Origin of the sequence: Streptantibioticus parmotrematis (genome assembly GCF_019890615.1) — a bacterium.
Lineage (GTDB): Bacteria > Actinomycetota > Actinomycetes > Streptomycetales > Streptomycetaceae > Streptantibioticus_D > Streptantibioticus_D parmotrematis.
In genome coordinates, this window is record NZ_JAINVZ010000001.1 from 359,707 (window position 1) to 373,952 (window position 14,246).

15 protein-coding genes are annotated in these 14,246 nt (G+C 72.3%); 9 read left to right on the forward strand and 6 right to left on the reverse strand.

Features of this window, described 5'->3' with window-relative positions; genetic code table 11:
- Positions 1 to 8 precede the first annotated feature (8 nt).
- Together K7472_RS01705 and cynR are read right to left on the reverse strand one after the other, a co-directional pair.
- The gene (locus K7472_RS01705) at positions 9 to 344 is read right to left on the reverse strand and encodes a DUF4326 domain-containing protein (RefSeq protein WP_222973210.1); all 336 of its coding nucleotides are present in this window, start codon (positions 342 to 344) and stop codon (positions 9 to 11) included.
- Between the two features lie 100 nt (positions 345 to 444).
- Positions 445 to 1,389 carry a transcriptional regulator CynR gene (gene cynR / locus K7472_RS01710; RefSeq protein ID WP_222973211.1) on the reverse strand — a complete coding sequence of 315 codons (945 nt, stop codon included), beginning with the start codon at positions 1,387 to 1,389 and terminating at the stop codon, positions 445 to 447.
- A 138-nt stretch (positions 1,390 to 1,527) separates the two neighbouring features.
- On the opposite strand from cynR, the gene K7472_RS01715 reads away from it, so the two are divergent.
- From K7472_RS01715 to K7472_RS01735, 5 genes are all read left to right on the forward strand, one after another.
- The gene (locus K7472_RS01715; RefSeq protein ID WP_222973212.1) at positions 1,528 to 2,211 is read left to right on the forward strand and encodes a carbonic anhydrase; all 684 of its coding nucleotides are present in this window, start codon (positions 1,528 to 1,530) and stop codon (positions 2,209 to 2,211) included.
- Positions 2,212 to 2,235: 24 nt separating this feature from the next.
- Positions 2,236 to 2,706 (forward strand): cyanase, encoded by a 471-nt coding sequence (gene cynS / locus K7472_RS01720; RefSeq protein ID WP_222973213.1) that lies wholly within the window; start codon positions 2,236 to 2,238, stop codon positions 2,704 to 2,706.
- A 31-nt stretch (positions 2,707 to 2,737) separates the two neighbouring features.
- On the forward strand, positions 2,738 to 3,244 hold the full coding sequence (locus K7472_RS01725; RefSeq protein ID WP_222973215.1) for a nucleoside deaminase: 507 nt from the start codon (positions 2,738 to 2,740) through the stop codon (positions 3,242 to 3,244).
- 131 nt (positions 3,245 to 3,375) lie between these two features.
- Positions 3,376 to 3,948, forward strand: coding sequence for a PadR family transcriptional regulator (locus tag K7472_RS01730; RefSeq protein WP_222973217.1), 573 nt, complete (start codon positions 3,376 to 3,378; stop codon positions 3,946 to 3,948).
- 66 nt (positions 3,949 to 4,014) lie between these two features.
- Complete coding sequence (locus K7472_RS01735; RefSeq protein ID WP_222973219.1) at positions 4,015 to 5,736, forward strand: acyl-CoA dehydrogenase family protein; 1,722 nt, start codon at positions 4,015 to 4,017, stop codon at positions 5,734 to 5,736.
- Positions 5,737 to 5,840: 104 nt separating this feature from the next.
- Here the strand turns inward: K7472_RS01735 and K7472_RS01740 are convergent, their stop codons facing one another.
- The gene (locus K7472_RS01740; RefSeq protein ID WP_222973221.1) at positions 5,841 to 6,455 is read right to left on the reverse strand and encodes an HdeD family acid-resistance protein; all 615 of its coding nucleotides are present in this window, start codon (positions 6,453 to 6,455) and stop codon (positions 5,841 to 5,843) included.
- Between the two features lie 192 nt (positions 6,456 to 6,647).
- Here K7472_RS01740 and K7472_RS01745 point away from each other — a divergent pair, with 192 nt between their 5' ends.
- Positions 6,648 to 7,223, forward strand: a complete 576-nt coding sequence (locus K7472_RS01745) for a hypothetical protein (protein ID WP_222973223.1) — start codon at positions 6,648 to 6,650, stop codon at positions 7,221 to 7,223.
- A 37-nt stretch (positions 7,224 to 7,260) separates the two neighbouring features.
- Here the strand turns inward: K7472_RS01745 and K7472_RS01750 are convergent, their stop codons facing one another.
- Together K7472_RS01750 and K7472_RS01755 are read right to left on the reverse strand one after the other, a co-directional pair.
- Positions 7,261 to 7,596 (reverse strand): DUF4387 domain-containing protein, encoded by a 336-nt coding sequence (locus K7472_RS01750; RefSeq protein ID WP_222973225.1) that lies wholly within the window; start codon positions 7,594 to 7,596, stop codon positions 7,261 to 7,263.
- Positions 7,593 to 9,002 (reverse strand): acyclic terpene utilization AtuA family protein, encoded by a 1,410-nt coding sequence (locus K7472_RS01755; RefSeq protein WP_222973226.1) that lies wholly within the window; start codon positions 9,000 to 9,002, stop codon positions 7,593 to 7,595. Before K7472_RS01755 ends, K7472_RS01750 begins: the two co-directional genes overlap by 4 nt.
- 189 nt (positions 9,003 to 9,191) lie before the next feature.
- On the opposite strand from K7472_RS01755, the gene K7472_RS01760 reads away from it, so the two are divergent.
- Both K7472_RS01760 and K7472_RS01765 read left to right on the forward strand, forming a co-directional pair.
- Positions 9,192 to 9,914: a peptidylprolyl isomerase gene (locus tag K7472_RS01760; protein WP_222973228.1), complete on the forward strand. Its 723-nt coding sequence runs from the start codon at positions 9,192 to 9,194 to the stop codon at positions 9,912 to 9,914.
- Positions 9,915 to 10,031: 117 nt separating this feature from the next.
- Positions 10,032 to 11,255, forward strand: a complete 1,224-nt coding sequence (locus K7472_RS01765) for a multicopper oxidase domain-containing protein (RefSeq protein WP_222973229.1) — start codon at positions 10,032 to 10,034, stop codon at positions 11,253 to 11,255.
- A gap of 24 nt (positions 11,256 to 11,279) precedes the next feature.
- Here the strand turns inward: K7472_RS01765 and K7472_RS01770 are convergent, their stop codons facing one another.
- Entirely contained in the window at positions 11,280 to 12,917 is a 1,638-nt protein-coding gene (locus K7472_RS01770; protein ID WP_222973230.1) for an FAD-dependent oxidoreductase, read from the reverse strand.
- Positions 12,918 to 13,091: 174 nt separating this feature from the next.
- Here K7472_RS01770 and K7472_RS01775 point away from each other — a divergent pair, with 174 nt between their 5' ends.
- The gene (locus K7472_RS01775) at positions 13,092 to 14,195 is read left to right on the forward strand and encodes a SchA/CurD-like domain-containing protein (protein WP_222973231.1); all 1,104 of its coding nucleotides are present in this window, start codon (positions 13,092 to 13,094) and stop codon (positions 14,193 to 14,195) included.
- Positions 14,196 to 14,246: the final 51 nt, after the last annotated feature.

Below are 14,246 nucleotides of genomic sequence, written 5' to 3' on the forward strand. Positions count from 1 at the left end.
GGCGGCGGCTACGGCCTTCCTGCGTCCGCGAGTTCGGCGATGACCTGCGCGTGGCACGGCAGCGGCGCGCACCAGCACCCCAGCCGGTGGCCGCGCAGCCCGGGCAGGAGCGCCAGCAGGTCCGGCCGATCGAGGAGGTAGGCGCGGTACTGCTCGACCACCTCCTCGCGGGTCCCGTCAGGGCCCGGCCGGTACGGGCAGGCGAACGGGGACGCCGCCAGGTGCCAGCCGCCCCGGTGCATCGCGCGGCCGACGTAGACCACGTCCGCGTAGTCCGGGTCGTCGCGATGGCCCTTGAGGTTGACGACGGTGGTCCTGCTCCGGTGCGCGGCGCCACTGCCCATACGCCCATCGTGCGACGCTCTCGTGCCGACGGCACCCGGGGCTCTCGTGCGAACGGCACCCGGGCCCGGCGACCGAGGGGCGAGAGCCGCCGTGCCGTGGTCACCCCGCCGGGTAGCCCCGCTCTCGTACGACATCGCGTACCACGGTGCGGAAGGCCGCGGCGGCCGCCGTCTCGTAGGCGTTCTCGCGTCGCAACAGCACGACGGTGCGCGGCGGCAGCGGGGGATCGAGGGGTATGGGGACCAGCCGGGGGTGGTCGTGGGTGACGGCGTCGGGCAGCACGGTCGCCAAGGGGGTCCGCTGGACGATCTCCGTGAGAGCCTGGACGGAGTCCGTCTCGACGGCCACACGCGGCCGCACCCCGTGCCGGGCGAAGTACGCGTCGATGTGACGGCGGGTGGCGAAGTCGGTGCTCAGCAGCGCGAGGTGATGACCTGTCGAGCCGTCACCCGGCCGCGACTCGTCATTCGACGTCAACTCCCGTACGAGAAGCGGATCCTGGCCCTGCCGCAGGCCCTCGTGTCCCGGACCGACCACCAGACTGAGGCTCTCGGTGTACAGCGGGGTCGCCCGTACCCCGGCCAGGCGGGCCCCCTCGAAGCCGACGGCCAGGTCCAGTTCGTCGGCGAGAAGACGCGCCTCCATGTGATCCTGCGTCAATTCCCTTACCTGAAGCGCGATTCCAGGGTGCCGGGCCTGCGCCTCGCGGACCAGCGGGCCGACGAGGTAGCCGGTGAAGGTGGGGGTGACCGCCACGCGCAGGGTGCCGCGGGTGAGGTCCTTCACGTCCGCCGCGGCCCGTTCGGCGGCGGCGAGTTCCCGCAAGGCGCGGTGTGCGTAGTGCGCGTAGGCGGCTCCGGAGTCGGTGAGCCGCACCGTGCGCCCGGTGCGGTCGAGCAGCTGCGCGCCGACCGCGCGTTCCAGCTGCCTGATCTGCTGCGACAGCGTGGGCTGCGAGATGCGCAGCTCCTGGGCCGCGCGGGTGAAGCTGCCGTGTTCCGCGACAGCGAGCAGGTAACGCAGATGGCGCAGTTCCGGGGACATGCCGCCACCCTAGCCGATGTCATAGATGACACCAATGGCTGCCATGCTCAGCGCGTCTTGGACGCTATAGGCCCAGGTCGTGCATGGTGGATTTCGTCAGCCCGGCGGCAGCGCCATCCACCACCGAAGGGATCGACCGTGCACCATCTCATCGAGGGCGTCGCCCGCTTCCGGCGCGACGTCTTCCCCGCGAAGGCCGAGCTGTTCGCCGGTCTCGCCACCCGGCACCGGCCCAGCACCCTGTTCATCGGCTGCTCCGACGCCCGGGTGCCTCCGGAGCTGATCACCCAGTGCGAACCGGGCGAGCTGTTCGTCGTGCGATCCGCGGGCAACCTGGTCCCCGCCCACGCGCCCGGCGCCGACGCGGTGGCGGCGGGCGTCGAGTACGCCGTCGCCGTGCTGGAGGTCCGCGACCTGGTGGTCTGCGGTCACTCGGGATGCGGCGCGATGACCGCGCTGGCCGAGGAACACGACCTGACCGCGGTGCCCGCCGTCGCGGACTGGCTCCGCCACGCGGACGCGGCCCGCTCCCGCGCAGGACTCGGGACCGGCCGGGCACCGGCACCTTCCGCCTCGGACCGCGCCACCCTGCTGGACCGCCTGGTGCGCGAGAACGTGCGGGCCCAGCTCGCCAACCTCGCCACCCATCCGTCCGTCGCCCGCGCCGTGGCGAACGGCACGCTCACCACGCACGGCTGGGTCTACGACATCGCCACCGGCACCGTCACCGACCTGACCGCGACCGGCGCCGCCACCGACCCGACGGCGCCCGACACCGACACCGACCCGACCGCGCCCGCCACACCTCCGGCCGCGGCCTGACCCCTCACCCCTCAGGAGATTCCCATGACACACGCCCACGTCAATCCCGCCGCCCGTGCCGCCCTCGCCGACCGCGTCGTGGACGTCAAGATCCGCGAGGACCTGACCTGGCAGTCCATCGCCGACACCACCGGGCTCTCGGTCGGCTTCGTCACCGCGGCCCTGCTCGGCCAGCACGCCCTGCCCGCCGACGCGGCGGCGGCCGTCGGCGAACTGCTGGGCCTGGACGACGAGGAGACCCGACTGCTCCAGGTGGTTCCCACGCGCGGCTCCATACCAGGCGGCATTCCCACGGACCCGACGATCTACCGCTTCCACGAGATGATCCAGGTCTACGGAACCACACTGAAGGCGCTCGTCCACGAGCAGTTCGGCGACGGCATCATCAGCGCCATCAACTTCCGGCTGGACGTCAAGAAGGTCGCCGACCCCGAGGGCGGCGAACGCGCGGTGATCACCCTCGACGGCAAGTACCTTCCCACCAAGCCGTTCTGACGCAACGTCACCTCACCCCAAGGAGGACGCCGTGAACGCCACGGACTTCGTCCAGCGCACCATCGACCTCGCCCGCGAGAACGTCACCGAGGGCGGTAGGCCCTTCGCCACCGTCATCGTCAAGGACGGCGCCGTGCTCGCGGAGAGCGCCAACAAGGTGGCGCAGACCAACGACCCGACCGCACACGCCGAGATCCTGGCCATCCGCGAGGCGTGCACCCGGCTGGGCACCGAGCACCTCGTCGGGACCACCATCTACGTCCTCGCCCACCCCTGCCCGATGTGCCTGGGCTCGCTGTACTACTGCAGTCCTGACGAGGTGGTCTTCCTCACCGCCCGCGAGGACTACGCCCCGCATTACGTGGACGACCGCAAGTACTTCGACTTCGACAGCTTCTACGGCGAGTTCGCCAAGAGCTGGCAGGACCGCCGACTGCCCATGCGCTACGAGCCGCGCGAGGAAGCGGTCGAGGTCTACCGGCTGTGGCAGGAGCACAACGGCGGCGACCGCAGGGTGCCGGGGGCTCCCACCGGCTGACCAGGGCGAAGGGGGACCGGGGGCGCACCGGGCGGGCCGGGTGCGGCCGGCGGCCGGGGCGGGCGTGACAACCGTCTCATCCGCCCCGGCCGCTCTTGCCTATGCAACGAGTTGCATACCAGGATGCGGGCATGGCACTAGAGCACGCCATCCTCGTCTCCCTGCTGGAACGGCCGGGGTCCGGCTACGAGCTGGCCCGGCGGTTCGACCGGTCCATCGGGTACTTCTGGACCGCGACCCACCAGCAGATCTACCGCGTCCTCAAGCGGATGGAGGCCGACGGGTGGATCGACGCGCAGGACGTCCCGCAGGACGGGCGGCCCGACAAGAAGGTCCACTCCGTCGCCGCCCCCGGCCGGGCCGCGCTGGCCGCCTGGATGGCGGAGCCGGTCGAGCCGGAGTCCGTACGGCACACCCTCGCGGTGAAGATCCGCGGCGCCGCCTACGGCGATCCGGCCGCCCTGATCGCGGAGACCGAACGCCACCGCACGGCGCACGCGGACCGTCTCGCCCGCTACCTCGCGGGAGAGCGGCGCGACTTCCCCGAGGGCGGCGAGCCGACCGAGAGCGAGGAGCTCCAGCACGTCGTCCTGCGCGGTGGCATCGCCTACGAGCGGATGACGCTGGAGTGGCTGGACGACGTGCTCGCCACCCTGCGGCGCCTCGCCCGCGCCCGCACGGCGAGTGACCGTACCCAGAGCTGACGCGCCGTCACTCAAAGCCCGTACCCGTACCCCCGACGAACCCTCACCCAGGAAGGCGCTGCGCACATGGCCGACGCCCTGCTGTTCAACCCGCACACCTACGACCCGGCGCACTTCGACCCCGAGACGCGGCGCCTGCTGCGCGCCACGGTCGACTGGTTCGAGGAGCGCGGCAAGCGCAAGCTGATCGAGGACTACCGCAGCCGCGCCTGGCTGGAGGACTTCCTCGCCTTCTCCGCCAAGGAGAAGCTCTTCGCGACCTTCCTCACCCCGTCCGCGCAGGCCGGTGGCGACGGCGACAAGCGCTGGGACACCGCACGCGTCGCCGCGCTCAACGAGATCTTCGGCTTCTACGGGCTCGACTACTGGTACGCGTGGCAGGTCACCATCCTCGGCCTCGGCCCGGTCTGGCAGAGCGACAACGCCGAGGCACGTGAGCGGGCGGCCCAACTCCTCGACGAGGGCGAGGTGTTCGCGTTCGGCCTGTCGGAGCGCACCCACGGCGCCGACATCTACTCGACCGACATGGTGCTCACCCCCGACGGTGAGGGCGGCTTCACCGCGAGCGGCTCCAAGTACTACATAGGCAACGGCAACGCGGCGGGCCTGGTCTCCGTCTTCGGCCGTCGCGCCGATGTCGAGGGCCCGGACGGCTATGTCTTCTTCGCCGCCGACAGCCGCCACCCCGCGTACCACCTGGTCAAGAACGTCGTCGACTCCTCCAAGTACGTCAGCGAGTTCCGCCTGGAGGACTACCCGGTCCGGCAGCGGGACGTGCTGCACACCGGCCGTGCCGCGTTCGACGCCGCGCTCAACACGGTCAACGTCGGCAAGTTCAACCTGTGCACCGCCTCCGTCGGCATCTGCGAGCACGCCATGTACGAGGCGGTCACGCACGCCCACAACCGGGTCCTGTACGGGCGCCGGGTGACCGCGTTCCCGCACGTGCGGCGGGAGTTGACGGACGCGTACGCGCGACTGGTGGGCATGAAGCTGTTCAGCGACCGCTCGGTGGACTACTTCCGCTCGGCGAGCCCCGAGGACCGGCGCTACCTGCTCTTCAATCCCATGACGAAGATGAAGGTGACCACCGAGGGCGAGAAGGTCATCGACCTGATGTGGGACGTGATCGCCGCCAAGGGCTTCGAGAAGGACACCTACTTCTCGCAGGCGGCGACCGAGATCCGCGGCCTGCCCAAGCTGGAGGGCACGGTCCACGTCAACCTGGCCCTGATCCTGAAGTTCATGGGCAACTACCTGCTGGCCCCGGCCGCGTACCCGGCCGTCCCCAGTCGCCTCGACGCGGCCGACGACGACTTCCTGTTCCGTCAGGGCCCGGCGCGCGGCCTGGGCGCGGTGCGCTTCCACGACTGGCGTACCGCCTACGACGACCACGCGCACCTGTCCAACGTCGCCGTCTTCCGCCAACAGGCTGACGCGCTCTGCGAGTTCGTCACCACGGCGGCACCTGACGAGGAGCAGAGCAAGGACCTCGACCTGCTGCTCGCGGTCGGCCAGTTGTTCGCGCTCGTCGTCTACGGACACCTGGTGCTGGAGCAGGCCCGGCTGACCGGCCTCGACGAGGACGTCCTGGACGAGCTGTTCGGCATCCTGGTCCGCGACTTCTCCGCCCACGCGGTGGAACTGCACGGCAAGGACTCCGCGACCGAGGCGCAGCAGACGTGGGCGCTCGCCGCGGTGCGCCGGCCGGCCGCGGACCCGGAGCGCTCGGCGCGCGTGTGGTCCCGCGTCGAGGCGCTGTCGGGTGCGTACGAGATGCGTCCGTGACGCGTTCCCGGTGACGCGGCCCCTGTGGCGCGTCCTTGAGCGCGTGCGACGGGCGGAGGTCCGCAGGCCTCCGCCCGTCGCCGTGTCCGGCCTGCGAGGACCGCTCAGACCGCGGGCACGTGGTGCGCGTGGTGCCGGGTCGGCCGGTGGCCACGGGTGGCGGCCCGCAGCTCGAAGGCGCTGGTGGCGCCCAGCAGCCCGACCACGATGAGCATGATGCCCAGCAGCATCGCCACGGCGAACACCGTCGGCGCGGGGAAGCTCAGCAGGACGATTCCCGCGATGAAGGTGATGACACCGCCGACGATCATCGGGGCCCGGTGCGGCGACTCCCGGTCACTGATCGCGGTGAACATGTTGACCAGCCCGGTCGCCGTCCACAGCACGCCCAGCACCAGCACGATCAGCGCGACGGTCTGGAACGGGTGACGCAGCACGAGGATCCCGGCGAACAACGAGAAGGTCGCCATCAGGATCCGCAGCACCTTGATCCCGGTGTCGTCCGTGGCGAACGCGTGGAAGAACTCGTACCCCGCGACGACGAGCAACTGGATGCCGAAGAGCACCGCGATGACATGGACGGTCCGGCCCGGCCAGGCGACGGCCAGCACCCCGGCCGCGAGCGTCAGCAGCGAGAACGTGAGCATCATGCCCCAGTGGCCACCGGCCCTGGCCATCACGTCGTGCGGGTCCCCGGTCGAGGGGGAGGTGCGATCCATCTCAGGCCTCCTTGAGAGATCCCATGCCAGATGCTTCCCATGCCATCGCACGCCCGGGCGCGGCCACAGGGCCGAAGGTCCCGGGTCCTTCGGCCGGAGGACACCTGCGGCCACGGACGGCACACCCCGCTGGCCAGGGGTGACTCAGCGTGGCCGACCAGCCTGGGACGAACCGTTCGTTATGGTGCGGAAGTGACCCCTGAGGCGTTCCGCGAGTTCTTCACCGCGTCCGCCGGCGCGAGCGGCGCGCTGATCGGACTGCTGTTCGTGGCCATCACCGTCGCGCCGGAACGCGCGCACCGCGTCGAGACGCAGGTGGAGTTCCGGGTCCTCGCGTCCGCGGCGCTGCTGGTCTTCACCAACGCGCTGGTGCTGTCGCTGGTGGCGTTGGTGCCGCAGGGCTCGCTCGGCTACTGGGCACTGCTCGGAAGTGTCTTCATCGTCGCGTTCGCCGCCGCCACCGCGCGCTCCGGCGTCACCGAAGGCCGCCATCAGCGGGGACGGCGTCAGCACTTCACCCTCGCCGCCGGGCTGGTGGTGATCGCGGCCTTCGAGGCGTACGGCGGGGTGCTGCTGATGGCCAACCCGTCCGACCGGACCGGCGGGGAGGTGCTCTGCTACATCGTCGTCGCCGACCTGCTGCTGGGGATCGGCCGGGCCTGGCAGCTGACCAGCATGCGCGACACCGGGCTGGTGTCCTCCCTGCGCGTCCTGGCGCACGGCGAGGACCTGCCTCCGGCCACCGACGAGCCGGAGTCCGGCCAGTGACGGCAGGCGTCGAGAGCCCGCCGCGCCCGGTCGCGCGTCATGGCGCCGCCGGAAGCCTCAGGGCGAGCAGCGGACCGTGCTGCTGGGCGCCGTAGACGTCCGTATCGCCCACGGCGCCGGAGACCAGTGGCCTGCGCAGGGTGACCTTCACCGCCCTGGCCGGGGCGTAGTAGACCGGCTCGCCGACATCGGCCACCGGCACGCCGTACGCCTCGGCGACCCACTCCCTGCTGATCGCCCGCTCCCGCGCCACCAGGTCGAACTGCTCGCGCCGGGTGAAGACGATGTCCAGGGTGAGTTCGAAGGGGCCCGCGTTCTTGCTGCGGACGACGTCGGCGAGTTCGGCGACGGGGACCAGGACGGGGACGGTCACGACACTCCCTGCGGATCGGCGGTTTCCCGTGGCCAGGTGGAGGAGTGGACCGGGAAGAGCGCGCCCGGATCGTCGACCTCCATCAGGTGGTACACGCTCCACTCGTAGACCTCGCCCGCGTGGAAGTCCGAAGGGGAGTACGGGAAGGCGAGGTTGCCCGCCGTGGAGACCCGGCCCGGGTAGCCCAGGTGCAGCATGGTGGAGCGGGCGAACGCGCACAGGGTGTCGGCCAGGGCCTGGTCGGCCGCCACCGCCTCGATCACGATGCCCACCTCGTGGCCCACCGGCGCCGGGGTCGGCTCCAGCGGCCCCATGCAGCCGTCGGCGCCGTACACCCGCACCAGCAGCTCGTAGGAGCCCGCCGGAACACCGGGGAAGTTGTCGGCGGTGCGCTCCCGGACTGCCTTCACGATCCCGTCCAGCTCGCGGAGGAAGAACGGGTCGCGCGCCCCCGCGATCGACACCGTGCGGTGGCCGCGCAGCCGGGCGCCCTCCAGCTTGACGGTGTACGGCTCTTCCACGTGCCGGGAGCCGCTGACCCGCACCGCGCGGTCGCTCTCCGGCTCGAACACGCAGTCGTCCAGCAGGAGGCAGCCGCCGGGCCCCGGCAGCCGCACCGGGTCGCTCTTCTCGTACAGCGTGTGCGCCGCCACCGAGGTGGGGGTGCAGCGGCGGCCGGGGCTGAGCGGCTCCACCACGAAGTGGTCGGCGCGCAGCGTGCCCAGCATGCAGTCGCCGCCGCTGCCGGGGGAGGTGGCGATCGCGGCGCACTCCAGGATCTTGCTCATGTGCAGGGCCGGGCCCGGATCGAAGCCGTGCAGCAGGGGGAGCGCGGCGAAGACCGCAGGGTCGTAGGCCCGCCCGGCGAGCACCACGTCGGCGCCGTCGCGCAGGGCGGCCACGATCGGTTCCGCGCCCATCTGCCCGACGAGGTGGGTGCTGGCGAGCACGTCTCGCTCCGTCAGATCGGGACCGTGGGGTACGGGACGGATCCTGCCGTTCCGCAGCGCCTCGATCACCGTCGCTTTGTCGACATCGGCCGGGATGGCCGCGACGCGCGGGGCGGTGCCTTGCTCGCGGACGATCTCCTCGGTGATCCGGCACAGCCAGGACAGGTGGGGCTCGGCGCCCGCGCCGCCCGCCGACCCCACCACCACGGGGACGCGCAGGCGGTGGGCGGCGGCCAGGATCCGCTCGAGGTCACGCCTGACCGCGTTCCGGTCGGTGAACGAGCGACCGGCGCCCAGGTAGTACGGGCCGGGGTCGGTGGAACCGGCGTCCACGGCGATGACGTGCGGCCGCCGGGCCACCCCGGCCTCGAACGACGCGTCGGGGAAGCCGTACCCGAGGATCGCCGTGGGCGCCAGCACCCGGATCTCGTCCCTCGCGGCCTTTCTCGCCGTCACATGCCGTCCCTTCTCCCGCTCGTGCTTCCTGCTGTTCCCGCGAACTGCTGTTTCCCGCGAAGCGCCCCGGCTACCCGTGGCATCGGCCGTCGGCCCGCTTCACCAGGACCCCACGCGGCGCTTGGGCACCACCGCCGTTGGGCAGGACTTCCGGGACATGACAACTTCCCCGATCCGGAGGTCCGCCCCATGAACCGCAGCCGGTTGTCGCTGAACCGCAGACGGTGGTCGCTCGTCGCCGCGGCCGCCCTCGTCCTCGGCGTGTCCGGGGTCGCGTCCGCCGACAGCGGTTCCGCGCCGCACACCCTGGCCCTGGCACCCCATCACGTGCGCGCCGCGGACACCACGGACTCGCCCTGCGGCTTCACCCCCGCGGTGCCCGCCGACCGCTTCAAGGGCATCCCGGTCTTCAACGCGGCCGAGGCCGCCAAGCCGTACACCGCCCGGCTCGACACCAGCCAGGGCCCGATCACGGTGCGGGCGATGACCGCGCAGGCGCCCTGTACCACCTTCTCGTTCCGCTTCCTCGCCCAGCGGCACTACTTCGACGGCACCCACTGCCACCGGCTCACCACCCAGCACATCTACGTGTTGCAGTGCGGCGACCCCACCGGCACCGGAAGCGGCGGCCCGGGCTACTCCTTCAAGGACGAGAACCTCACCGGCGCCACCTACCCGGCCGGCACCGTGGCGATGGCGAACGCCGGACCGAACACCAACGGAAGCCAGTTCTTCTTCGTCTGGAAGGACACCCAACTCCCGCCCGACTACACGCCGTTCGGCACGGTGACCGGCGGCATGGACGTGCTCCAGCGGATCGCCCGGGCCGGTGAGGACGACCAGAACGCGCCCGGCGACGGCTTCCCCACCCTCCCGGTCGACATCCGGCACGTCCAGCTCACCCGGCACTGACCAGGGCCGCGCGGACGGCCGCCGCGGGGGAGCGCCGCACACCCGCCCGAGGGACCCCGTCACCACATCGGACGCTCCCCTGAGCGGCTCCGGCACGGGTCACCTACCGTCAGGACCATGGTCGTCCCCACGGTTCACTCCCGTCGTCGTGTCCTGAGCTGGGTCGCCGGACTGGGCGGCGGGGCGATCGCGGCAGCCCCCGCGCCCGGTCCGGCGCACCGGGCCGCCGCGCACCCCGCCGCGTACCGCCCCGTCACGGCGCGCCCTGTCGCCGCGCGCCCCGTCACCGCCCGCACCCGGACGTACTTCGTCGCCGCCGACACCGTCGTGTGGAACTACGCGCCGCAGGGCCGCGACCTCGTCGACGGGCGGCCGTTCGACGCGACGGAGGCTCAGGTCGCGCTGCCCGGCCCCGGCCGGCTCGGCCCGGCGTACCTCAAGTCCCGCTACCGGCGGTACACCGACGCCACGTTCACCGAGCGGTACACCGGCCCGGACGACGACGGCTTCTCGGGGATCCTCGGGCCGGTGATCCGGGCGCGCGTCGGCGACACCGTCGAGGTGGTGTTCCGCAACAACACCCCGTACCCCGCCTCGATGCACCCGCACGGCGTGTTCTACACGGAGGCGAACGAGGGCGCGCTGTACGACGACGGCTCCGCGACGGCGGGCAAGGCGGGTGACGCGGTCGCCCCCGGCGCCACGTTCACCTACCGCTGGCAGGTGCCCGACCGGGCCGGGCCCGGGCCCGGTGACCCCTCGTCGGTCGTGTGGCTCTACCACGACCACAGCGCGGGCATGGGCGTCCCCGGCGTCCAGGCCGGGCTGACCGGGCCGATCGTGGTGACCCGCGCGGACGCGGCGACCGCCGACGCGACGCCGTGCGACGTCGACCGCGAGGTCTTCGCCCTGTTCACCGAGTTCGACGAAAACCTCAGCCCGTACCTGAAGGACAACATCGCCCGCTTCGGACGCGGCCAGACCCTCGACCCGTCGAACGCCGCCTTCCAGAACTCCAACCGCAAGGAGACCATCAACGGCTACCTCTTCGGCAACGGCCCGAGCGGCACCACCGACGACCACCCGGCGCTCACCCTCAAGCGCGGCTCGCGGGTGCGCTGGTACGTGCTGGACATCGGCGGCGCCCGGGACGCGCACACCCCGCACTGGCACGGCAACACCGTCCTGGTCCACGGCCACCGTGAGGACGTCGTCCAGCTCCTGCCCGCCACGACCGTCACCGCCGACATGCGCCCGGACGACCCCGGCATCTGGCTCTTCCACTGCCACGTCGACGAGCACATGCTCAGCGGCATGTCCACCCGCTACCGCGTGCTGTGACCCGGCCGCCCGGCGCGGCTCCCGTCAGATCAGGCGCAGCAGGGCGCGCAGCACCTCGGTCAGCTCGCTCTCGGGGTCCGGCACCGCACCGGAGGACCGCCAGGCGATGAAGCCGTCGGGCCGCACCAGCACCGCCCCCTCGGGCGTCGTGCCGTGGGAGGCGGCCCAGTCGGCGTCCTGCTCGGTGACGAGGTCCGCGCCGGGCCCGCTGCCCAGGCGGAGGCAGACCAGCGGGACGCCGAGTCGCGCGGCCACCGCGTCCGCGGTCTTCCGCCAGCGTTCACCGGCCTCCCCGTCGCCCGCCAGCAGCGTCATCCCCCGCTCGTACGCGTCCAGCGTGGACCGGCGCTCGCCGTCCGCGTCGGTCACCCACAGGTGCGGTGCGCGGCCTCCGGGCACGCCGACCGGTCGGAACTCCTCGGGCACCACCGGCGCCGAAGGATCGGTGCCGAGCACCGCGCCGTCCTGATAGCGGTAGCCCAGGGCGACCACCATCACGCCCTTGCGCGGGCCGCCGCCGGGAGGTGGCGCGTAGCCGGGGTGGCTGTGCTCGGCGGAGCGGGCGGAAGCGCGCTCGGCGGTCGCGACCGCTACCGGACGGCGTTCCCGCTCGTAGGTCTCCAGCAGCCCCCGGCCCGCCCAGCCGTCCAGGACCGCGGCCAGCTTCCAGGCGAGGTTGTGGGCGTCCTGGATGCCGGTGTTGGAGCCGAAGGCGCCGGTGGGGGACATCTCGTGCACGGCGTCCCCGGCCAGCAGCACCCGCCCGTGCGCGTACCGGTCCGCCACCCGCTCGGCGGCCCGCCACGGCGCCTTCCCGGTGATCTCGACCTCCAGGTCGGGCACGCCCACCGCGGCGCGGATGTGCGCCGCGCACCGCTCGTCGGTGAAGTCCTCCAGCGTCTCGCCGTCCTGCGGGCGCCAGGGGGCGTGGAACACCCAGTGCTCGCGGTTGTCGACCGGCAGCAGCACACCCTCGGCCGCGCCGCCCGTCAGGTAGCAGGCGATGAAGCGCCGCTCGCCCACGGTGTCGGCCAGGCGCTTGGCGCGGAACGTCACGCTGACGTTCGCGAACAGCTCGCCGCTGCCGGACTGCCCGACGCCCAGCCGCTCGCGCACGCCACTGCGCGGGCCGTCGGCCGCCACGAGGTAGTCGGTGCGCACGTTCCGGCGTCGGCCGGTGTCCCGGTCGAGGAGCACGGCGGTCACGCCCTCGTCGTCCTGCTCGAACGAGACCAGCTCCGTGCCGAAGCGGATGTCGCCGCCCAGCTGCGTCGCGTACCGCAGCAGGACCGGCTCCAGGTCGTTCTGGCTGCACAGGCACCAGCCGGAGGGGCTGATCCGGCCCAGCGCACGGCCGGGGTCCATGTCCTTGAAGAGCCACTCGCCCTCCTCCCCGGCGAGGGAGGCGGCCTGCAGGATGCCGTGGTTGTCCGCGAGGACGCGGGCGGCGTCGCGGATCAGCGGCTCGACGCCCGCAACCCGGAACAGCTCCATGGTGCGCAGGTTGTTGCCGCGGCCGCGGGGATGGCCCGAGGTGCCGGAGTGCTTCTCGACCAGCAGGTGGCGCACGCCGAGCCGGCCGAGGAAGACCGAGGTGGACAGCCCCACCAGCGAGCCGCCGACGACGAGGACGGGAACGTGCGGGGCGGGCGTGGAGGTCATGGCTGCCTCTATAACCCGGTCGTCGTTGAATGTTTCGCGGTTCACCCGGATGGCTCACATAAATCGCGCTGATCGGATGAATCTGCCCATGGTCGAACAACGTGAGCCTTGGCCCCATCGAGGTTCGGCAATCGACGACAGTCGGTGTGCGACGACGTTGACGGAAGGGTGAGCATGACTTCGCCGACCACGACGGTCTCGCAGTCCGCCCTCGACGACTCCCGGCTCCGTGTGGTGCTGCTGGTGGACGTCGTCAGCGGTGCGGAGGACCGTTTCCTGGAAGCCTACGCGCAGATGTCCCGCCGGGTCAGCGCGGTCCCCGGCCACCTCAGCGACCAGTTGTGCCAGTCGATCGAGAACCCCTCGCAGTGGCTGATCACCAGCGAGTGGGAGAGCGCCCTGGCGTTCCTGGCCTGGGTCGACAGCCCCGTCCACCTGGAGATGGTGGAACCCATGCACGGATGCGTGCGCGACACCCGGTCGCTGCGCTTCAGCGTGATGCGCGAGACGCCCGGCGGCGTCCCGGTGACCGAACACCTCACGGCCCCGCCACGGCGCGGCGACGGTGTGGTGCGGCACGCCATCACCTTCACCGTGCGGCCCGGCAGCGAACCGGCCGTCGCCGACATCCTCGCCGGGTACACCTCGCCGCAGCCGGTGGTCGACGACACCACACGGCTGTGCCGCACCACGTTGTTCATGCACCGCAACCGCGTCGTGCGCGCCGTCGAGGTGCGCGGCGAACTCGTGCGGGCACTGCGGCACGTGGCCGCGCAGCCCGAGGTGCGCGCGGTCGAGAAGGCCATCGACCCGTACCTGGAACAGGAGCGGGACCTGAACGACCCGATCTCCGCGCGGACCTTCTTCGCGAACGCCGCGCTGCCCGCCGTGCACCACGTGGGCGTGCCCGCCGACAGCGCGGAGGGCCTGCGGCGGCACGCGCTGCTCTACCCGGCCAAACCCGGCTGCGGCCCGGCCGTCGCCAGGTTCCTCGCCCGGCACGACGAGCGCGGCGCCGCGCGGCCGGACGAGCCGGTCGCGGCGGCCACCGTCTTCCTCCGCGACGACCTGGTGGTGCGGCTGGTCGACCTGCGCGGGCCGGCCGCGGAGCATCCGGCGGAGGTCATCGGCGCGGCCGGTCCGCGCAGGACCGCCGTCCTGGCCCGGCTGCTCGACCTCCCGCCCGAGTCCGCCCCGCACGGCGCGGGCGCCGCCGAACGCCTCCTGGCCGCACACGACATGCGGCTGATCACCGACCGCCGCGCGGCCACCGGTTGACCGCGCCCCCGACCCGCTCGACCGACCCGCCTGACCGCCCGCCCGCCCGGC